Origin of the sequence: Pseudoalteromonas xiamenensis, assembly GCF_030994125.1 — a bacterium.
Classification (GTDB): Bacteria; Pseudomonadota; Gammaproteobacteria; order Enterobacterales; family Alteromonadaceae; genus Pseudoalteromonas; species Pseudoalteromonas xiamenensis_B.
In genome coordinates, this window is sequence record NZ_CP099917.1 from 1,134,733 (window position 1) to 1,156,348 (window position 21,616).

Annotated in this window: 16 protein-coding genes; 6 read left to right on the top strand and 10 right to left on the bottom strand. The window is 43.8% G+C overall.

Going from position 1 to position 21,616, the window contains the following annotated elements; all coding sequences use genetic code 11:
• Nucleotides 1-12 precede the first annotated feature (12 nt).
• Nucleotides 13-153 carry a hypothetical protein gene (locus NI389_RS05200; protein ID WP_308361858.1) on the bottom strand — a complete coding sequence of 47 codons (141 nt, stop codon included), beginning with the start codon at nucleotides 151-153 and terminating at the stop codon, nucleotides 13-15.
• Between the two features lie 305 nt (nucleotides 154-458).
• Between NI389_RS05200 and NI389_RS05205 the strand changes: the two genes are divergently transcribed.
• A complete protein-coding gene (locus NI389_RS05205) occupies nucleotides 459-863 on the top strand; it encodes a helix-turn-helix domain-containing protein (RefSeq protein WP_308361859.1) in 405 nt (134 codons plus the stop codon).
• Here NI389_RS05205 and NI389_RS21125 read toward each other — a convergent pair.
• The 5 genes from NI389_RS21125 to NI389_RS05225 form a co-directional block, all read right to left on the bottom strand.
• Nucleotides 860-1,075, bottom strand: coding sequence for a helix-turn-helix domain-containing protein (locus NI389_RS21125; RefSeq protein ID WP_372588615.1), 216 nt, complete (start codon nucleotides 1,073-1,075; stop codon nucleotides 860-862). The genes NI389_RS05205 and NI389_RS21125 overlap by 4 nt on opposite strands.
• A gap of 67 nt (nucleotides 1,076-1,142) precedes the next feature.
• Nucleotides 1,143-1,646: a tyrosine-type recombinase/integrase gene (locus NI389_RS05210; protein WP_308361860.1), complete on the bottom strand. Its 504-nt coding sequence runs from the start codon at nucleotides 1,644-1,646 to the stop codon at nucleotides 1,143-1,145.
• Nucleotides 1,647-1,809: 163 nt separating this feature from the next.
• Nucleotides 1,810-2,259, bottom strand: coding sequence for a hypothetical protein (locus tag NI389_RS05215; protein WP_308361861.1), 450 nt, complete (start codon nucleotides 2,257-2,259; stop codon nucleotides 1,810-1,812).
• Nucleotides 2,260-2,261: 2 nt separating this feature from the next.
• Nucleotides 2,262-11,225 carry an RHS repeat-associated core domain-containing protein gene (locus tag NI389_RS05220; protein WP_308361862.1) on the bottom strand — a complete coding sequence of 2,988 codons (8,964 nt, stop codon included), beginning with the start codon at nucleotides 11,223-11,225 and terminating at the stop codon, nucleotides 2,262-2,264.
• A 607-nt stretch (nucleotides 11,226-11,832) separates the two neighbouring features.
• Nucleotides 11,833-13,167 (bottom strand): IS5 family transposase, encoded by a 1,335-nt coding sequence (locus NI389_RS05225; RefSeq protein WP_308361863.1) that lies wholly within the window; start codon nucleotides 13,165-13,167, stop codon nucleotides 11,833-11,835.
• A gap of 192 nt (nucleotides 13,168-13,359) precedes the next feature.
• Between NI389_RS05225 and NI389_RS05230 the strand changes: the two genes are divergently transcribed.
• From NI389_RS05230 to NI389_RS05240, 3 genes are read left to right on the top strand one after another with little or no spacing between them, the layout of a single operon-like run.
• A complete protein-coding gene (locus NI389_RS05230; RefSeq protein WP_308361864.1) occupies nucleotides 13,360-13,659 on the top strand; it encodes a DUF6841 family protein in 300 nt (99 codons plus the stop codon).
• 14 nt (nucleotides 13,660-13,673) lie between these two features.
• Nucleotides 13,674-14,555, top strand: a complete 882-nt coding sequence (locus tag NI389_RS05235; RefSeq protein WP_308361865.1) for a LysR family transcriptional regulator — start codon at nucleotides 13,674-13,676, stop codon at nucleotides 14,553-14,555.
• A 41-nt stretch (nucleotides 14,556-14,596) separates the two neighbouring features.
• Entirely contained in the window at nucleotides 14,597-15,895 is a 1,299-nt protein-coding gene (locus NI389_RS05240; RefSeq protein WP_308361866.1) for an oligosaccharide flippase family protein, read from the top strand.
• Between the two features lie 20 nt (nucleotides 15,896-15,915).
• Here NI389_RS05240 and NI389_RS05245 read toward each other — a convergent pair whose 3' ends face one another.
• From NI389_RS05245 to NI389_RS05255, 3 genes are read right to left on the bottom strand one after another with little or no spacing between them, the layout of a single operon-like run.
• A complete protein-coding gene (locus NI389_RS05245; RefSeq protein WP_308361867.1) occupies nucleotides 15,916-16,329 on the bottom strand; it encodes a rhodanese-like domain-containing protein in 414 nt (137 codons plus the stop codon).
• Between the two features lie 17 nt (nucleotides 16,330-16,346).
• Nucleotides 16,347-17,102 (bottom strand): sulfite exporter TauE/SafE family protein, encoded by a 756-nt coding sequence (locus NI389_RS05250; RefSeq protein WP_308361868.1) that lies wholly within the window; start codon nucleotides 17,100-17,102, stop codon nucleotides 16,347-16,349.
• Nucleotides 17,103-17,125: 23 nt separating this feature from the next.
• A complete protein-coding gene (locus NI389_RS05255) occupies nucleotides 17,126-18,037 on the bottom strand; it encodes an MBL fold metallo-hydrolase (RefSeq protein WP_308361869.1) in 912 nt (303 codons plus the stop codon).
• Between the two features lie 398 nt (nucleotides 18,038-18,435).
• Between NI389_RS05255 and NI389_RS05260 the strand changes: the two genes are divergently transcribed.
• The gene (locus tag NI389_RS05260; RefSeq protein ID WP_308361870.1) at nucleotides 18,436-19,431 is read left to right on the top strand and encodes a hypothetical protein; all 996 of its coding nucleotides are present in this window, start codon (nucleotides 18,436-18,438) and stop codon (nucleotides 19,429-19,431) included.
• An 80-nt stretch (nucleotides 19,432-19,511) separates the two neighbouring features.
• On the opposite strand, the gene NI389_RS05265 is transcribed toward NI389_RS05260, so the two are convergent.
• Entirely contained in the window at nucleotides 19,512-20,399 is an 888-nt protein-coding gene (locus tag NI389_RS05265) for a LysR family transcriptional regulator (protein ID WP_308361871.1), read from the bottom strand.
• A gap of 86 nt (nucleotides 20,400-20,485) precedes the next feature.
• On the opposite strand from NI389_RS05265, the gene NI389_RS05270 reads away from it, so the two are divergent.
• Entirely contained in the window at nucleotides 20,486-21,577 is a 1,092-nt protein-coding gene (locus NI389_RS05270) for an alpha/beta hydrolase (RefSeq protein ID WP_308361872.1), read from the top strand.
• Nucleotides 21,578-21,616 lie beyond the last annotated feature (39 nt).

The window sequence follows — 21,616 nt, forward strand, 5'->3', positions numbered from 1 at the left end:
GCCAAGTGTACTTTAGGGAATGGCCAATACGATGGACATTTGAGAGCGGCTACATGACCAAGACTCCATGATCCTGATAACAGCTTTGAATGCCGAAGGCGTAGCATCTGCTAGCATTTCTTTTGTTGGCGCTTTCAAGTCGCGTTGTTCCATGTTTTTTTCTGTCCAATAAGTAGCTAAATATTCATAAGTATAGCTTCAGCTTGACGTTAATAAATGTAAAAGCTGAGTATGTTGATATGGTAGTTATGGTTTGGTTTTCGACGTTTTTGGGGGTGTTTATGGTTTGGATTTCGACGTTTTTGACTCGTTTTATGGGTTGGATTTCAACATATTCGTTTAACAAATGGTTAATTTACAAATAAATTTATCATCAACATTATGACACGAGGCTGTACAGAAAAGATCGTGCAAAATGCAAGACTTGACCCTACCGGCTTTATTATAACCCTTAACCCATGGGAAGAATAGGCACTGAAAAAAAGTTTGAAATAGTGAAGCGCCGCAAGTCTGGCGAACCAGCTTCAGCACTTGCGGCTGAGTTTGGCGTGTCGGAAAAGTCAGTAAAGCGATGGTTTGATGCGTACAAGGAGAGAGGTAAAAAAGGCTTGGACAACAAGTCAACCAAACCCAAAAAGTCACCCAATAAGATTTCGAAAAATATGGAACGAATGGTTTTGGAGTTCAAAGAAAAGCACACCGAGTGGCGACCCGCAACCATAGCTAAAGAACTAAAAATGCAGGGGTTTTCAATTTCCCACCCCAAAGTAAAAGATATTTTGATTAAGCATAAAAAACATGCCATCTGGGGTAAGAAAGGCAACAAAGAATGGTTTCAATGGTTAACCAAGCCCGAAGCTTAATTTTGTTTTTCACTAAGCCATGTCAGAATATCAGCAATACAATATCTGTTAGACCTGCCAACTTTATACATTGGCAATTCTCGGCGACTTGCCATATCTTCAATGGTTCTGTGTGACAGACCAACCAGTCGCGCAATTACCTTGCAGTCGACCAGTTGGTCTACACCGTATGATATGCCATCAATACAGATGGTCTGGTTAGAGTGGTTCATATTGTTATCCCTTATGATGTGATGGCTGTATTTATATGCCAACAACCCGCTGGTCTACGCCGGAATATCAAGTTGAATGCCGTAACATATGTGGATGAATTGGGAATGGTAGCCCAGCCGTTTCACCAGCACGTTTAATCATCTTACGCACGGTATCTGCTACTAATGGACCTTTGCGTTCGGTGATGAAGACGTACTGAGTGTCAGGGTAATCACGTTTCAGTTTACGCAATGCGCGGATGCTCTGACCACTCAACGGATGCACACTAGCAACACCATTCTTTAATCGGTTCACATGAATCAGACCTTGGGTTAAATCAACCTGTGACCATTTCAGGTTTACCAGTTCCGACACACGTAAAGCGTGATGGTAAGCAACCATGATGATGGTACTGTCACGATGACCGTGGCGACCGACCGATTTGGCTGCTTTGCTGATGCGCTCAATCTCTGATGATGTTAGATATTCACGTTCACGAACATCTTTATATTTGCGGGTATTGATAACTTTCGAGTTTTCGGTGTTTGGGGCGGGGTTTCTGTAATCTTCTAAGTTGCTGATATTACTCATCTGGCTCTCCATAACTTTCGAGATTATAGGTGATAACTGGAAAGATTTATACGGTTATGAGGATTGCTAGTAATGCTGAAGTTGGTGTAAAACTGTGATGATGGGTAAAAGTGATGTCCCGGATCCCTACGGGATCCGGGCAAAGGTGCGACTATATTGCTGGTTACCCTAGAAGGAATTTGATTACATCAGACTTGAATAGTTCTACATCAAATCTCTTCACTTTTTTGGGCAATGAATCAAAGCATGGTAGTGACTCTATTAGTTCGTTTTTTAGCAACTTTAAAGCTTCACTATCGGATGCCTTAACAAACGCTTCATACGATTCATTGTCGAGTTTTATGTCAAAGGTAAACGTGTTATTTACCTCTTTTGTACTTCCATCAAGTAGTGGTACTTGCTGACTCGCAATGTACTTTGGTTTTCTCTTGGCTGAGAATGACTCAAAGCCCGGTACAGAACGCAAGCATATAAAACCAATGTCGATGTTTTCTATATCTTCACCATACTCTTTGTCCTTAAACTGGTCGGTAAGTGAATCCGAAAAACTTTGTATCAAGGCTGATTTTTCATCAGCCTCCATGTCTATTTCAATTGCAAAACCAATGTTCATAATTATCTAAATATCTTATTGCCCGGGGGCAAGCTAAAGTTAATCAAGGCGTGGTTGTATATCTTCATTTTTTCTACAACTTTAATTTGCACTCGATTCCCATGAAATTCATTTACTTGTCGGAGGTTGTTTGTCCGCAAGAACGTGGGTGAATATCTAGATGTGGGGTTGGTGGTTTCTCCAAACTTCCAAACATCTCCTGCTTTGAGGTTTGTGACACCTGATGAGCAATTAAAGCAAGGGTACACCCCATCTTTGGTTGCACGTAATGAGTATTGAACACCGTCTGGTCCAGCAGCCTTCTTCATTATGCCGTCAATTTCAGTTCTCATTTTTTCCATGAGTTCTGGGCCGTAATATGCGGCAGCGGCGAGCGTCGCAACGCCCATGACAATTTCACCAGCAGGTGTTGGTTCCGCTGCTGCTCCTCCCCAGCCAACAGCTAAAACTCCCGCTGCTTTAGTGGTGTCATCATCGCTAGGGTTTAGTGTTACAGCGTTATCAGAAGGTGTTTCAGTTTTTGTGGTACCATTCAACGCAGCTTCCGACTCACCTTCTTTCCCCTGTATGTCACGGTTAACATTTTGCTCAGAAACAGCTTCGCCTGCCGCTTTATCCTGCTCGTTCTGCTTTTCTTCACCATTACAAAATTCAAACGTCCACCCACTTTGTGTGCACAAATACCCCGTAGGGTCAGTATAGCTCAATGGGTTGTTAAACACGTACGTATAACGGTTAAAGCTCTGCGCCGAGGTAGGTTCTTGCACAAATGGGTCTGCCTGCATAAAGCGTCCCAATGTCGGGTCATAAATACGCCCCCCCATGTGGATCGCTTCTGCATGGTCTACATGCTCATGACCCGTGAAGCCTTTTTCAGTAATATCAAGTGCATTTTGTACACTTGGGTCTGTATACAGTTGCTGTATTTTACCCCACGTTAGTCCATCTCGACGACGACCAAAGGCATCGTAGCTTAGGCGCTCTATTAACGCACCATCTTCTGCAGTGATAACATCCGTTGACCCTAAGTGGTCTTTGTACATATATCGTGTTGTTTGCACTCGCCCCGTTACCGTTGCGATGGCAAAGTCACCAATATAACGGCGATATTGCCTACTACCCGCCTCGATTACAACCTCGGTATTACCCGCATAATACGTTGTGGTGGTTTTATCACCCTCTTTATCTATGCGCTGAAAACGACTGTTTTTGGCATCGTACTTAAACTCCGTTTGTGCCTTTTGCGACACAATACGCGTTGGCTTATCAAAATAGCTATACCAAACCTGTCTCGTTCGTGTACCGCCATCGTAAGCATATGTTTGGTTACCACGCGTATCATAACAGTAGCTGAGCTGACCGATGCTGGATACGGCATGCGTTCCCGCAGGCGTTGCACAACGGCTCGCTTTGCCAGAATATTGATAATATTGACCTGACTGTACATCTGACTTGGTTTTGATATTACCGTTATCGTAGTAACTCATTGATAACGTATTCACCCCATTCATCGTCACTGCCGATAAACGGTTTAGCTCATCATAACCAAACACTTCGAGTAAGTTATCTCTGGCCGTGTCACCATTTTTATCTTGGCGTGCACGTAAGTTACCCAACCCATCGTATTCAAAGACCAAATCCTGAACAACACCATGACCTGTGTTGATTGACTTTAAGAAGCCCGTCTTTTCATCATACTGCGCATTGCTGGTTACGCCCGTACCCGTTTGCCATTGGGTTATATTACCAAAGGCATCCATTTGCTGCGCTTGGTAGTACACAGTCTCACTATTTCGTGCTTCTTTGAGCGCTATCGCATACCCGTTTTGGTACTCGTACTGAACACCTCGGCTGTCACCCGATACATCAAACTCTTGGAATACTCGGCCCAAATGGTCGTAAGTCGTTGAGCTGGTCAATTGCTCACCGTCTAAATATCTTCCGACCTCTTTAACACGTCCAAAGCTATCCGGTGTAAACCTCGTTAAGTCACCTTCAGTACTGCTTTGACGAGTTAAAAACGCACCATCAAATTCAAATTGACTCTCCTTGCTGGTATTACCCGCAGTATCAAGTACGTTAGTTTGTACTTCTCGACCAAGACTGTCGTAGCTATGCAGCGTCGCGCTTTTATCTGCCGCAGTAAACTTAACGACATTACCTTGCGCGTCATTCGCATAGCTCATTTGCCCCTTATCGAGGTCGTTCATAAAGATTTTATGCCCATACGCATTGTAATCGATATACACACTTTGCTTATCTGGGTCCTGGACCTCTGACAACAGTTTCAATTCGTTATAACGATATTCAGTGCTTGCTGCGTTCGCATCTACGGCCGTGGTCAGTAAGTTAAAACCGTTATGGGTTTTACTTAATGTGTAATTAATCGTCGCATAGTCACTCAGTGGGCCGTTATGGGTGCCAGATACATGCGTATATTGGGTTGCGCCCACATAACGCTCTTGTTTGGTAATGCCACTCGGAGAGGTTGATAGCCATCTACGCCCCAGTACATCGTACTGCTTTTCCTCGTAATACACCGTATCGCCTTGTTGATACGGCACACTTTGTTTTACAAGTTGACCAAAGTTATCGTATTCATTGCGCTGAGATATCCAACCACCGGTTAGGGTTTGTTGGTCTGAGCCCAGTTCACGACCAAACATATCTAAATACACCACTTTCGTCGGCGCATTAGAGGCTTTATTCTCTATTCTATACGTTGCGCCTTGCGGGCAATTATTGTCACACCAACTTTTTATTGAGCTGGCATAACTACCATCTGCACGCGCTGAGAAGTACAACTGACCAAACGCATCATAACGTCTAATTTCGGTGACGCCATGTGGATCTACAGCGGTTTGTGGTAAGCCCCATGCATTGTGGTTTGAGTAGGTGTATTCTGTGAATAAACCATTACTTTCACTGCGTATATGACGCCCTTGGTCATACTCAACATGCTTACGATTAAGAATATGATAAAGCGGTAACGCGCCTTTATTGATGGTCGCTGTTGTGCAGTTGTCCGCGTAATGTTGACTACACTGAGTTGTCGTCAGTACATTACCGTAACTGTCATACGTAAACGCTTCTTTTAAGTATACTTGCTCCGACTCTGGCGTACCCTCTTCGCTCACCCCTCGCTCAGTATACTCAACACGGTTTTCATCATTGTACGACGTTGTATAACGCTGTGTACTTTGTGAGTGCTCTATTGACCCTCTTTTCAAGGTTGACGTGACGGTTTTGGTCGTCGGACGCGCAAGATACCAGTTGTTTGTGTCTTCATCGTCATACTGGAAGCTTTGCTGTGTATGCCATGTGAACCCACCAATATGGTCTGTTTCAATTGACGTGAGTGCAGATTGGCGAATATAGCTGTTATTTACCACCTCATAGTCAATTGACTTGGTTTCTGTCTTCAGGTCCGTCTTTCTAGAGCCTTCGATATGGCCATTTTCTCCATCTAAGACATACGTAGTAGTTTGTGAGCCTTTCACAACCCCCTTAACCACTTGCCCTGAGAATAATGACAATGTTTGCCAGTCTGTAACGCTATAGCGACTTAATAAAGCCCCCTGATAAGACCTTTCTTTAATTTCTGGCTGGCCAGTAAAAGGCGCATCTTGTCGATACGTTGTCGTTTCTACTATGCCGTTACTAACATTGGTTTTAGTGACCTTTTTGAAACCCAATGCACCACGACCACCGGCTTGCACCTTGAGACCTTCGTAATCGAAAGCAAATCTTTGCTCTGAATCTTCTCGTGTTGAATTTGCTGCCGTTTGTGCCGCCCAACCTGACACCACAAAACCACCGCTTCTGACATCTTTAACTGCAGCCCCATTACCCCAATGTTTAGTGTTCGCATCCGTGTCGGCGGTATGACCATTAAGCAAAGTCGTATAACCGAATTCGTGTGTTGGTCCTTTTTCCACTCGAACGTGTTCCAGTCTATCGATTGGCTGATTACTTTGGTTTGCATCGTGCCAGATATACACAATGCCGGATAGCTGATCAAAAGCAATCATCGCTGGCTGACCGTCACCGTCTAAATCAGCAAATAATACTTGGCTAGCTCCTGAACCCACTATATGAGGTGTGCCATCGATTCTATCGCCTACATCCGCTAGGGTAATTTCTGACTTCAGTGTTGGATGACTCAACTGGGCCTTAACTTTTTTATCTTCCATAAAGACATAGTCATCTCGGCCATCGCCATTAATGTCTATATATGCATGAACAGCGACTTCTTCATGAGGACCAAGCCTTGGAGGTTCATCAATACTTGATACCTCAGAGCAAGACCTAAATTTAACACCATCAAAGCACTTTCCTAGAAAATCCGCATAGCCGTCACCATTGACATCCCCTTGCAGTTTTTCAGAATATATCTCCCCGCCCACTGAACTATTCATCCCAACACTTGGGTCAATATAACGCTCTGAGAAAACTTGCCCTTTACTGGTATTAATTAATATAAAAGACCTTGCACTTGAAAAGGTTCGACCGGTATGAGCGTCAACTTCCATCCCCCATGCACCTATCAATCTATCAACAAGACCATCATAGTTGAAGTCAAATAGCCCAACCACATCCAAAGTCGCGTCACAGCGACTCATTTGTGAACAAGCACTCCAGTAATCCCAAATCTCACCAAGTGCCTCGCTGTCATATTTCTGCACCGGACGCTGTACGCCATCACCGAAGATATCTCCATATATTTCCGTTTCATTTGATGGGAGAATTTGAATTTCGTCTTGACCATCATTCTCTAAATCAGTTACGTGCCAGTTTCTTCGATGCACATATACGTTTTCTTCATTTGCGTCTTCACCTACATGACGCCTTGTTGATTTTCCTGTAGCTAACAAGCCTAACTCAGAAATGCCTGTCGTCGAAACAGCAAAGTTACGAATTTGAAAGTTCACGTCGTCATCTGCTGCGGCCAAGATAACCAGCTCTTGCTTACCATCTCCATCGTGGTCCATCAATTTGATTTCTGGTCTTTCTAGGCTGGTTAAACCAAATGCAGACTTAATGTCGTAAGAAATTAAATGACTGTTCTCGACCAAACCAGTTGGTACATCATCACTGTAATCAAATGTTGTGGGCGTTTTACAGCCACCATATTGACCCGCGCATTGTCTAATCGAATCAAGCAAGGTTCGATTACTTGCACGGCTGGCTACATAATCAAAACCATAATAATTGACGTCTTGGTTAAGGTGATTTGTCACCACGATAGAGCGTAAACGCTTATCGTCTGTAATTAGTGTGCCCAAGAAATAACGTTTATATAAGTCCGGTCGTGTTTCATAATTAAACACGACGGTATTACCTGCATAGGTAACTTTAGCTAAGCGGAGGCGTTCAGTATCGGAACCTTGATACTCATAGTGAATAACGTTGCCGTAAGTATCTGACTTTTTACTCAGATGCCACTGATAAACCGTACTACTTGCCACCTCTTTTACGCGGGCATTGTCAACGTTGCCGTAGGTATGTTGCTCACCCGATGGCAAGTACACCACAAACCCTGTGTTACCCAAATACTCAACCTTAACATTCGGTTCAGATTTTAGACGGTATGTCGTACCACTAGCCAGTTTGCTCCCTGCGACCTCAGGCACTAAGCGTTGGCCATCTAAACAGACTGCATCCGTCTCATCTAACTGAATACCCTGATAATAACCATCTTCTTCTAAATAGCGACGACACCTTGCAATCGTTGAACGACCAACTAGTGCCCAACCATAGCCAAGCTCACTGTCACCACCGGCGCTTGAATATTGGATCGACAACTCCGGCGTAAAACCACCTGGTGCAACGGGTACTTCAATCGACGTTTCGTATGTTGCATTACCTGCAGAGTTAACGTCCACATCTGCATCAATCATACCTAATGCGCTGTAGGATGCATCGGGTACTTGCGCCATAACTGGGGTTTGTGGCGTTTCTACCTTGGCAGGCTCTGCATCAACACTCATCCAAGACGTACAGCTGCCATCCGCAAAGCACACTTTAATGCGGTAAACTTTACCCTCTGAGTTACTCAGCGCTAAGCTTGTTTCGCCATTTTTAAGCGTTGCCAACAAACTCCAGTTAAGTGAGGCCATATCACAGTTATCACTACACGTAGCGCTTTCTATCGTAACTGTACTGCCGCTTGGTAAGCTTGACCAAGTTAGTTCATCACCTTTGTTCTCTGGTAGAAACTCTTGGTTGATTACTGAGACTGTTACTTTTGTCGGTTCTAAGTCACTACACGTTTTTGACACCTCACCGACAGGTGTAAATAGACTATCCGTAATAACTGGAATAGTTTGCTGTTGTTCAACCAATGCACACGCTTGCACGTAGAAGAAATGATCGCCCGATTTTTCAAAAAGATAATCAAACGAGCTTGCCTGATTGTTGCTGCTACTTGCCAATTCAACAAGTTGTTCACCGTCTGGTTTTTTGACAAATAAAGTCAGCTCATATTGTCTTTCTTGAGTCTTAGTGAACTTCCATTTTATGGAACCTTTTGATTTTAGAAATGCCCGTTCTGGCGCCTCTAATACGAGGTCTTCAAGCACACCAAGAGAGGGATGTACGCTAACTTCAACACGGTTTGAACTAAAACACTCTCCTTTGGCATTACAGGCTTCTACGAAGTAGGTATGTATCCCCGGGTAGTTTTGAATCCAACGATTAAATGACGTATCTGTTAACCCTGTCCACGGAGCGAACGCTTCTTGATCCGGTTTAATTACCCATAAATTAAAGTGTGTTGTTTCTGCCGGACGCGTCCATGTGAGTAGTGTTTTGTCACCCAATACCATCGAGCTCTTTGCACTCGTGAGTACTGGATATTGATCTACACGACCCTGTTTCATTGTTATATTTATGCGATTCGATGCGACACACACGCCATTTTCTTGGCATGCCTCAACATAGAAGGTATGTACCCCCGGATAGTTTTGTATCCAACGGTTAAAAAAGGTCTTAGTATATCCCTGTACAATGAGAAGTGGCTCTTGGCCTGGTTTCTCAACCCAAATATTAAATGTTTTTACATTTTTTGGATTGGTCCAAGAAAGAACCGTTGTATCACCTAAAAACATGTCATGCTTAGTCGCGCTTAACACTGGTGTTTGAGCTTGACCAATTGTTTTAGATACTAGGTTGCTGCTAGAGCAGGTTGCGTCTGTTTTATTACACGCAGTAACCTTAAACGTTAAAACTGAAGCATTAGCAACTTTCAATTCATGGGTGTATTCTGATTTTTTAGAACCTCCAATGTGATCAATTTTTTCACCACATTGTTCAACACCGTTTTCCCCAACACAACTTACTTTAAAATAACCACCGGACCAAATAAGGTTATCAGGTCGGTTCCAATTTACTGTGACTGTGTCGTTTACATTTGCTGTTTCTGGCGTTACGATTACTGTTGGGGCATCAGGTTTAGAGAATGACACTATACGAATAGCTTTACTCTTCTCTCCACAATGATATTGCCCTGAGTCAGATGTAATACATGCAGCAAGCTGCAATGAATAATTGCCCTTTTCGCCCACATTCACATTAATCGTTTGTTGATTCTTACCAACGTGTGCAACTTTCTTCGGCGTGCCCGCTTCTGGGTAATAATACACATCAAAGCTATCAGCGCCTTCGATAGTTTGACTTAAGGTTACTTTCATCAAGCTGTTTTCAGGATAATAAAAATCCCAAGCAACGTTATAGCTTGGGTCTCCATGACTTGGAGCTGTTTCAAACAGAGCATAATTACTCGTTGTACAAGACTTATCCGACTTGTTACATGCCTTTACGCTAATTGAATATTGCGCCACCTCACTGGCTTTAAATGTATGCGTATATTGTGCTTTGTGAGAACCACCTATGTGGTCAATCTTCTCATCACAAATGTCTTTATTCCCATTAGTGACACAACTTAATTTAAAATACCCACCTGACCAGATGAGCTTATCCGGACGATTCCATGTCACCGTCACATCATCATTCAATGCAGGCTTAGTAGGTGAAATTGATAGTTCTGGTGAGACTGGTGGTACAAACGCCACTATCCTGCGCCCTTCACTTTTGCCACTACAATGATAACCACCTGATCTTGATGTAACGCAAGCAGCGAGTTGGAGCTGATGATTACCCAAAGCACCAACGTTAACGTTGATTGACTTTTGTGATGTAGCAACGTGCGATACTTTCAGTGGTGTTGTGCCTTCATCATAGTAATACACATCATAGCTATCTGCCCCCTCGATTGACTGAGGCAAGTTCAGCGTCATTGTGGTGTTTTCTGGGTAATAGAAATCCCAAGCTACGTTATAAGCTGGGTCTCCTGGCACTGCAGGGGCAACATAAGCCGTACGCATTACACTACTTGAACAATAAGAATCTGTTTTGTTACATGCTTTTACCTGAATATCGTATCCACTTACCTCATTGGCATTGAAACTATATGAATATTCAGATTTATTAGAGCCGCCAATGTGTGGAATGGTTTGAGCGCAAACGTCGGTACCGCTGTTATTGATACAACTAAGCTTGAAATAAGCACCCGACCAAATCAGCCCGTCAGGACGGTTCCAATCGACCTTAACTGTGCCACCTTTACCCACCACCGTAGGGCTAACTGAAACATTAGGTGCACTTGGGTTGTTAAAGATAACAATCCGTCTTGGCGCACTTTCTGAGCTACAACCTGCACTATTACACGCTTGAATACGAATGTAATTCGGTCCACTCCCCACTGATGGAATATATTCCCAACTACTACTGTAAAAAGTGCGACTTACCGACTTGCTGGTTGTCGACGTCCCATTATAGACTTGATAATAGTCAGCCCCAGAAACACTTGGAATTTTAACCATAATAGATGCGCCAACCGGATGATATAGATCCCAATTTACATCTGGCTCTCCCGGCGTATCTGGAATAGTTGGTCGCTCTTGCATATATACACTAACACTGTTAGAGGAGGCACATGACCCATTTCCATCACATGCTTCTACATAAAAAGTGTGCGTACCTGGATAATTTTGGATCCATCGGCTGAACGAAGTCCCAGTGTAATTACTTCTAAACTTCAAAGGCGACTGTGAGGGCTTTGTTACCCACAAATGAAAGTACGCCGTTCCACTTGGTTTTGACCAAGAAAGTTCCGTTGTGTCGCCCAGATACATCGAGCTTTTTGATGAACTTAACGACGGAGACTGGATTGCATGAGCACCAATGCTTACTATTAGTGCTGTGAAAAGGAGAAATCCCCTAAACATGTCTACCTCCGTGATATGGCTGACTATCATCTTGACAAGTATCAAAAACATCATATTTTTTGATATAAGGTAAGGGAACGGTTGAACACATCCGCATCTATATTTCCTTTGAATTGGGTGTTTATTACACTGAAAAATGGGGGCGAACTATACAGCAATCGGGTTTTTGTGTAAATATTAGAAACACTGTATTTGTAAATGGCTGTATAAATTACTTAGTCGATTCTGAAAATCTCAACTTTCCAGATAACCGAGCGTTTTAGTTCCCAATTCATCCACAACAAGCCTAGCTAAACAACTCGATATTTGTCCGATTTCTCCAACTCAGGCACATTTTCAACCAACATAAAATCCAGACGTAAAAAAACCTCAATAGGCTTAGGATTTTTCTCAAGTTTTGCCCGATACCCGCTAAGATTGCGTTGAGTTTATTGCCCAATATGCCTTTCAAGCGGTTTAATCCCAAATGGCCATCACTTTTCATGTGCCCGATGATGGGTTCTATGCCATTGCAGCGCTTGAGTTTTTTCTTACTCGCAGGTGTCACGCCGCGTTTTTGACCTGCAATAAAGACATCGTAGCGCTCTGCCATATGAACCCGATAACCTCGGTCTACAAAGCAGGTAAACGGATGCACGTTGGCGACGTCTTCGACTATCCTCAAGGTGCGATACAAGGTGTCACCGTCATAAGGGTTACCGTGCATCGCATGACAGCACTGTATAAACTGTTCTTTCACCGTCGTTGCCACGCTGACCTTCACCCCAAACTCGTACGGTTTTGCACTTTTGCCTTTTGCTATGCATTCAACGTGTGGCTCATGCTGTGAGTACAGCTTCGATTTACTGAATTTATCTTGTTTTAACAGTTTTTCAGCTTGGCGGAGTTGAACGACCAGCGCCGCTGAAGGGTTGGTATCTAACTTACGAAGAATGTCGCGGAACACACGGCCAAGATACGACTTTTGTTTTTTCAACGCCTTACGCATCCGCTTGTATTGTTTGGCATACGCATAGCGACTGACTGAGTTTGCGACCTTCACACCTGCTCTCGCATAGCTTTGTCGCAGTGTGATACCTGCGTGTTTGGCAAGGTCGACTAGTTTTTTCCAGCATCGTTCAAGCAGTTTACTGTCGGTTGGAAAGCTGATGTTCTTGTCCATCACGGTGCTATCCACCACCACTTCGCGCAAACTACTTTCTTTTACCGCGCCGACTTTTAGTCCGACATCGACGGTGAGCGACAACATTAATTCCGTACCTTGCTCGCCAATTCGCTTGCAAAAACGCACCATAGAACTTGGGTCACACGGCATATGATGGGTAAAAAACTGCATCCCAAAAAAATACTGCCAATAGGGATTTTCACACCACATGGCGACGGCTTTTTCATCCGAAAGCTTATGAATTTGTTTAAGATATTCCAATCCAGCCAGTAATCGAATCGGTTTTCCCAACGCGCCACTATCTGCACTGTAAAGTTGACCAAATTCGGCTTCTAAACGCTGCCAATCAATGGTGTGGGCCAACTTAACGAGTTCATGGTTGGGTGCCACGAGGTCAATCAATTCGATCGCGAACAGGTGTTTTTGTGGTGTATGGTTGGTCGCTTTTGGCTTCATTTTTGATCTCCATTTTGCAAGGTTTTGCGGGGTGAAAATGTAAACCTTGCAAAATGAGGATAGTAAGATCGTTTAGATCATCAAGAAGATCAATCAATTAAGTGAATTTCAGTATCGACTAAATACAATCAGTATATTAAATCGTCTCAACTACCGTTTGAACCCATATTGTATGCAGAACACGTTCTTGTTATGTCTGACAGCCGACCACCCAAATTTTACTCAGATGAACAACTGCATAGTCAGATACAACAATTCCTCACCGCCTTAAAAGCAAGAGGCGTAACACACGTAAACTGGCAAAAGGTTGATATACATTTGCTTGGGGAGCATATGGCGCTGGCCAGCAACATTGCCATTCGGCGCGATAAAAATGCTGACATCGTAGATGTTGTCGGCGCAAGCTATACATTGTATAAACAGGAACAGGGCTGGCGTATTGTCGCATTTGCAATTCACTCTGCAGATACGGCGTTTATTCCACAAACATAATGTTATGGAGAGGTGTGGCACAACGAATGGAAAATTGGGATGACTATCGGCTACTCCTTGCACTACATCAAAGTCAGAGTATTCGGGAAGCAGCACTGAAATTGGGGGTAAACCACAGCACCGTTTCAAGGCGACTTGCCCAATTAAATTGTGCTGCTCGCTCTGTTGTCGTTGAATCAACTCAATCAGGGCTTGCAATCACGCAATACGGGCGCATGCTTGTTGAAACAGCACAACAGATGCGTTCACTGATTGACGAGCAAGAGCGTGTACTTTCCAGTATGAATGTCGCTCCAAAAAGTCGAATATCGCTCTCTCTTCCACCGGCGATTCTGCAGTTTATGTTGCTGGATGACTTAACTGAATACCAAACGCGGCACCCCGAACTTGACCTTATAATCACAACATCGTACGACTTTGCTGACCTCAATCAAGGTGAAGCCGACATCGTGATCCGCGTTTCGAACGCACCGGGTGATACCTTAGTTGGACACCGAGTGTTTCCCATCTATGTTGGTTATTTTGCTGCGACCGATTATTTAGAACACACGCCTGTGCCTGAACGAGAATGGATAACCGGCATTGATGCAAATTGGACCGAACAATCACCATGGCCGCACCTGCCAGTACGTTTTAAGGTTGAGGATTTAGTGACGCGACACAAAATGGCCAGTGAAGGACTCGGTATGATCCGAGGGGCGTATTATATTGCAAAACACTTTCCTAACCTCGTGCCGATTAACGAAGAATGCAGGCCCTTTCTTGATTTATGGATACTCACGCACCCCAATTTGCGCCATACGCCGAGAATAAAGGCGGTCATGACCTACCTGCTTGAACGACTTCGCAATAAATCCCATATCGTGCTTCGAGAAGATGCCCCAAATGATAAATAAATGTTAAAATGATTCATTATTCTTCTTAAATTCAGACTGGTATGTCAGAACAACACAATCAGTATTTAAGCCGCGGGGCCGTTTTCCTTGTGATTTCCATTTTTCTTGGATACGCAGCAGACTATGCCTTTAACCTCACCCTAAGTCGACATCTAAGTGTGCACGAATACGGTGACTACAAAGTTGCTTATGGCTTCACAACACTGATGTCGGTACTCGTTTTATTAGGAGGCGATAGGTTAGCTCCCCGTATTTTAGCTAGACCTATCTCAGAACAGCAAACCAGTACCATTGTTGATTATTTGGCGTTTTACCTGAAAAATGCGTTTGTTCTGAGCTTTATCGTTATTGCGCTAACTTGGGCTGCCAGCTTTTTGTATCTGTTGTCCTTTGATAAACAAGACCATCACGCTATGGCATTTATGGTCCTTGCTGTCCCACTCATTGCAGTTGGCGCGATACTAAGCCGAGTGCTGCAAAGTGCAAAAAGACTCGCCGCCTCGAACTTGCCATGGCGCATTGTACTTCCTGTGCTAAAAGCACTTAGTGTTCTGTTGCTCGCTCAGTATTTTACTTCGATGTCGGTTATTCATGTCATTGCCGCGGGGATTATCGTTGTCATCGCTATTTTGCTATGGCAATTCAGGTATCTAAAACAACTCGGGTTGTTGCAATCCTTGAAACCGACTTACCATTTGGATACCTCCAAACTGCTTAAATTGTCCATTCCGATGATGCTTGCCATGCTCGTAACGATGCTGCTGAATCAAACGGACATTTTTATGCTGGAGTTGATTTCACAAGAGCACGTGGTCGGTCATTTTGGCGCGGCGAATACGTTGGCGCACCTTATTCCCGTAACCCAAGTGACGATTGCCAGTCTATTTATGCCGTTGATAGGCCATTATTTTGACAAACAACCAGATCAAGCCCTTGTTCTGTTTAAAAAAGCCCAACGCATCACCATCTTGGTGATTGCGGTAATAGCGACTGTCTTGTTTATTTTTTCGAATTCGTTGTTAGCTATTTTTGGTGACAGTTATCTCAACGCGGAACCCGCACTTGTTTGGCTGATTGCCGGTTACAGTGTTTGGGCGTTTGCCGCACCGAGTGTTACTTGGCAACAGTACAACGGGAATGGCTTACAAATCGTTTATGTTGGCGCGGCGGCAATAATGATTGATTTAGTGGCCAACCTTTACTTTATTCCAAAATATGACATCGAAGGCGCCGCAATCGCAACGGCATTGTCGCTGTCCTGTGCCACGGTATTGGTGCTCATGTTGAATCTAAAGCAGTCAGCTAAATCTCTCGAAAAACGTGATGAAACGGATGCTTAGCGTAAATTAAAACCGTGGTCTCAGGCACAAGCCTGACCACGGTGTTCAACAGGCAAGTTATTGTCAACCCACTCAATAAAACCACCCGCTACGGAGTAAACCTGATCAAAGCCCATCTCTTTTAGACTGAGCGCCGCTAGTGCAGAACGCGCACCTGAGCGACAAATGAGGTAAATAGGTCGATGCGCGAGACACTCAAGCGCATCTTTATCACACAAATCGCAAACCAACGGGTGTAGGTGAATTTTCATTTCGAGTACACCTCTTGGAAAATTGACGCTGTTGGCTAGGTGGCCGGCATTAAACTCTTCAGGTTCACGCACATCAATTAATATCGAGTCAGCGTGCTGAAGTGCTTCAAAAAGGTCAGTCACCGTCACTTCACGTATTGCGCCTTTTGCTTGTTCAACCAACTGCTGAGATGATTTGATCATATAACCCTCTAAATACGCTATAAATAGACGCTGCGCACGAACACAAAACTAGACATGGCGAGCAAGAAAACCGCAAACCCCTTTTGCAACGATTGTTTGGGCAACAACGTGCTAAGTGAACGACCAAACAAGCTACCCAAAATACCGCCAAACACCATGATACCTATCAGTGGCCAATCAAAGGTCATCGCTTGTGAGCTATAGAGCTCGTAGTATTTCATAAATCCCGAACTAGCATTGAGCGCAATAATCATTAGGCTTGTCCCTGTTGCGAGTAACATTGGGAGACCGGCAAAAAACATCAAGGCGGGCACAATTAAGAAACCTCCACCGACGCCAACAAACCCGGTAACGACCCCAACAACAAATCCTTCTAGCAACAATAGATGCAAGGGCTGAGCATTTGTCGGAGCAGACTCTTTACGGCCTCGCCACATAAAAACGGCCGCAATACTCATCAGTACGACGAACACGAAAAGCTGAATTTTGCTCCCCATGACGGAGCCAAACCAAGCTCCAAAATAAGTACCAAACATGCCAGGGAGACCGAACAAAATTAAGTGCTTATAACTCACTTGGCGCTTCAACACGTTAAAAATACTCCCACCAAAACTAATCCCAGCCACAATCGCCAATGAGGAGGCAATGGCCAGTGGAGCGGGTACATCCAGCAGATACATTAGAATCGGCACCGTCAAAATCGAGCCACCAGACCCAAATACGCCCAAACTCAGGCCGATTATTGTGGCGCCAAATAGCGCTTGCAATATCACGTGCGTACTCCCGATTGTGCAGACTAGAGCATGTTCAACGGAATTTTTAGATAGATTTGCCCGTTGTCTTCCGCCGGAGGCATGTCGCCAGCTCGAATGTTGAGTTGAATGGCGGGCAAAATAAGACGAGGCATCGACAGCGTTTTATCACGGGATTCTCTGCGTGCGACAAATTCCGCCTCGCTCACCCCGTCATGAACATGAATATTCAACTTGCGTTGTTGTTCAACCGTTGTGCAGTATTCATGACCGCGGTCTTTAGTCGGATAGTCGTGGCACACATACAACTCAGTTTGTGGCGACAAGGCCAGCAAAGCTTGAATCGAGTAATACAAGGTTTTAGCACTGCCACCCGGAAAATCACAGCGAGCAGTACCAACATCCGGCATAAACAATGTATCACCAACAAAAGCCATTTTTTCATTGATGATGTAAGCCAAGTCTGCGGGAGTGTGACCTGGGGTATGCATTATCCGAATAGACATATCACCCACGGTGAGTGTTTCTTCATCTCGAAACAAACGATCAAACTGTGCCCCATTGGGCAAAAAGGATTTCTCTAAATTGAAGATAGTTTTAAAGGTTTGCTGAACCTCTTTAATATGCTCACCAATACCGATTTTAGCGCCAGTTTTGGCTTTTAAAAATGGGGCTGCAGACAAGTGATCGGCGTGTGCATGGGTTTCTAGCACCCACTCTAACTGGCAACCATGTTGGTTAAGATGAGTGAGTATTTTTTCGGCACTTTCAGTGCTAGTACGTCCGGATTTGTAGTCAAAATCCAGAACTGGGTCAATCACAATCGCTTTGTTGGTGAGACTGTCGACAACTACATAGCTAAAGGTTTCGCTATCGCTGTCTAAAAAGGCTTCTACGTGTATCAGCGACTTAGTTGCTGTGTGCCCAAACGTCGTGTTCATTTCACTGTGACCCATTTCACGCTCGCATATTCCACATGGATATAATTTATATCATTTAGAAATATAGATTAGCAATGAAACAAGTCAAAATTTTTCGAAACCATTTTACTTAATTCATCGAAAGAGCCTGTGTTGACATTTTCGACTAACGCTCACCTTAAATAGATGTCTTGTCGTTTAGACCAAGTCATTGAACCCTACTATTCACGTTTAATGTGGTTTTTTATCCGTCCTCTGCAGCACCGTAAGCATAAAGGTGAACACGTCGAAAAATTAAGTTACAAACCAATATGAAACTTACTATTGATGTTTTACACATCTAATTTTAACATCATTTTATCATTGGCGATTGTTGCTGCATATAACGTCTCCTTTGGTAAGAACAAATTGGAAAACAATAAAAGGAAAATTTTATGAAAAACACACTTAAACTTTCGTCAATTGCTTCCGTGGTTGCACTGGCATGTTCATTGAATGTGGCGGCAGCAGAATCCACAGTATCCTCGATTCAAAATGACGTGTATCTCGATAATCAAGAAATGAACACGATGGTTGTCGACCCTGTTACGACAAGTGTTGTCGCGTCATGGCTACTTGATCAAGCCAAGGGGGCTATTGCAGGCCAAGCAAAAAGTTTTATTAAGAATTTATTATTTGGTAGCGGTGAATCAACAGGCCCTGCGATCGTTCGTTTACACGAAGAAGATTTACAAAAAATCGAAAACATGATCACTGACGTCATCATCACCGATGCCGTCTACGATGCCAAAAGCCAATTAAATGGTTTTGGTACCACTTTCGAGTACTACCAAGATTCATTAAATTCAGGCCGCTTTGATTCTGCGATTTTAAGTAGCCTATTAAACTATGTTAATACATTGCGTTATCACCGTGCATACGACTTAGGGTACAACTCTAATGCCTATGCGCTAACGACATCTTACTCGTTAATGGCGTCACTTAATGTAACTGTACTTACTGAGCGTTATGTCAATGGTTATGTGTCGCAAAGTTTCGTACGCTCACAAGCTAAAGCGATGGCATCAACACTTTCGAGTTTAGGCGCAGCAGTTGACACCAAAGCAAGTAAAATGGGCTATGTCCGCACTTTTGGTAACGGTTGCTGGGGTGCGCTGTCACAGGCAAAAGAAATGTACCAAATGGATGTTGAAGCGGAACAATCGTTCTCAATCGAAGGTCATGAAATGCAGCCTATGGCACCGCAAGGTTGTATCGTACAAGCCTATTTCCCAGGCAAACCCTATAAAACGTGGGATACGGAAATCTATGGTCGTTTAGAAGCCGAAGAACGGGCTTACGACTATTTAACGCTCGTACGTACGCAATACGCCAATGAAATCAAAGGCGAAGACTATTCTGAAATTCTAACTAAACTTAACACCCTGTAAGCGACTCGCTACATCGTGAATGATTGAGCCAGAGGTTTTTGCGCTGGCTCGCTTTCTTTGACAAAAAAACTTCTTTAACCTTATGTTTTTAATACTTTAATCAAGTCTGCCATTCCGGGATGCAGACGTTTATCTTGGCAATAAAAATAGTAATCTACCGTTGGCAATGCTTGCTCAATATACGCAAAATGGATGTCCTGCTGATACTTTGTCGAGAGTGATTTTGGTACGATTGCACACCCAATTTGATTGGCCACCAACGCCAGTGTTGCTGATTTCGTCCTCACCTTTTGAACTAGCTTTGGCATAACACCTACAGAATCAAGCACCGCATAGATTTCGTCATAGAGTTCAGGATGAAGCTCCCGAGGGTAACCAATATAGGGTTTGCCTTTGAGTTGCGACAAACAAACGTGCTCGCCGAACTCGCTCCAAGACTTTGGCACGGCTAATACGTATGCTTCGCGCTTCAGAAGATACAAATGTTCTTCAGGTAAATTCATCTCATGTAGGCGAATAACGGCGGCATCAATCAGCTTATTGTGGCACTGTGTCAGTAATTGTTGCGTTGTACCTTCCTCAAGTTGGATGACATCATTTGGCCTACGTTGACGAAATGCCATCATGCGCGGCGCTATTAAAACGTCAATGGCAAGTCCAATAGCCCCTAATCTTAGTGGCGCATTATCGACGTCTGATTGAGATCGGATATACTGCATTAACTCACTATGCGCTTCCAAAACCCGACCCGCTTGTTGCACGATGCGCTCGCCCTGAGCCGTCAATTTAACCTGACGAGTTGAACGTTCAAACAACTTGATATTAAAGCTTTCTTCGATTTTTTTTATTTGCTGGCTTAATGGCGGTTGCGCAATGTTCAATCGCTCCGCGGCGCGGCTAAAGCTCAATTCTTGTGCAACGGTTACCAAGTATTTTAACTTTTTGAGATCCAACTTATTTATATCCATGTAATATAAATACCCGAATTCTATATATTTGTTTTCTATTTAACTTACCTTTAGTGTCTAAAGCAATAACAAAATCGGTAATAGAAATGACAAAATTACTCTCCTTCATTTTGCTGTTTGCATTGCTTTGCAGCCCCTTTGCAAATGCAAAATTAGAACGCCATAGCTACTATTCAAAAGCGATCGAAAACAACGTCATTGGCACAAATCCTGAGCGGGTCATCAGTGTCTATCTGCCAGCGAGCTATGATAACGCTCCGGACAAAATTTACCCTGTAGTCTATTTTCTTGGTGCCTACAGTTGGTCGAATGATTTTGCACTTCCAATGGAAAAACGCATTGACCGCTTCGGTACTAAAAACCAACCTGTCGAGTTTATTGTTGTGATGCTGGATGGGGATACACCGCTACGTGGCAGTTTTTACGTTAATTCAAAGGCGCATGGCCATTTTGAGGATTTCATTATGTCAGAGGCCATTCCTTGGGTACGTAGTCATTTCAGAGTCACCCATAATCCAAATCTTACCGCGATAGCGGGCTACTCAATGGGTGGCACGGGCGCGTTGCGACTTGCCGCTCGATATCCAAACCATTTCGGGCATGTTTACGCATTAAGTCCTGGTGTGTTCAACAAAACGGGCCTTGAAGATTCGTTTCTTTCTAATAAATCGGCAATAACGCACTACAATACCTTTCGCCAAAACTATGCAAAAGTTGACGATAAGTTGGCATACCTGAATGAGGAGTTCGCCTCATTCCAAGGTGATAAGCTTTGGGATAATGGCGATGAGAATAGCGATTACGCGTTCATTCTGGCCTATGGTGGCGCTTTTGCGAGTCGCCCTAATGAGGCGTTTGGTCTACATTATTCCGAGGAAAAAAGTGCTTATCCAACATGGCAAGCTGGGTTCGGCGACATCTTATCTATGTACAAGTCCTCTTCCGTGCTCAATAAACTGAATTCGGTCCTGATTGAGGTCGGTGACCATGATGAGTTTCGTTGGATCACAAACGGCTGCGTAACGCTAAAAGTAGCTAGCGAGGAAGCTAACAGTATTGTCAAAGTCACTGTCTTTGATGGTGATCACGGTGACCATTTCGGACAACGAATTGAGTTGAGTATGTTGCCACATTTTGTAAATGTGCTCACTCAACACACAAAGATAAGGTCAAACTAACCCTTGCATCAAAGAAACAAGAAAAGTCGGTATTACGCA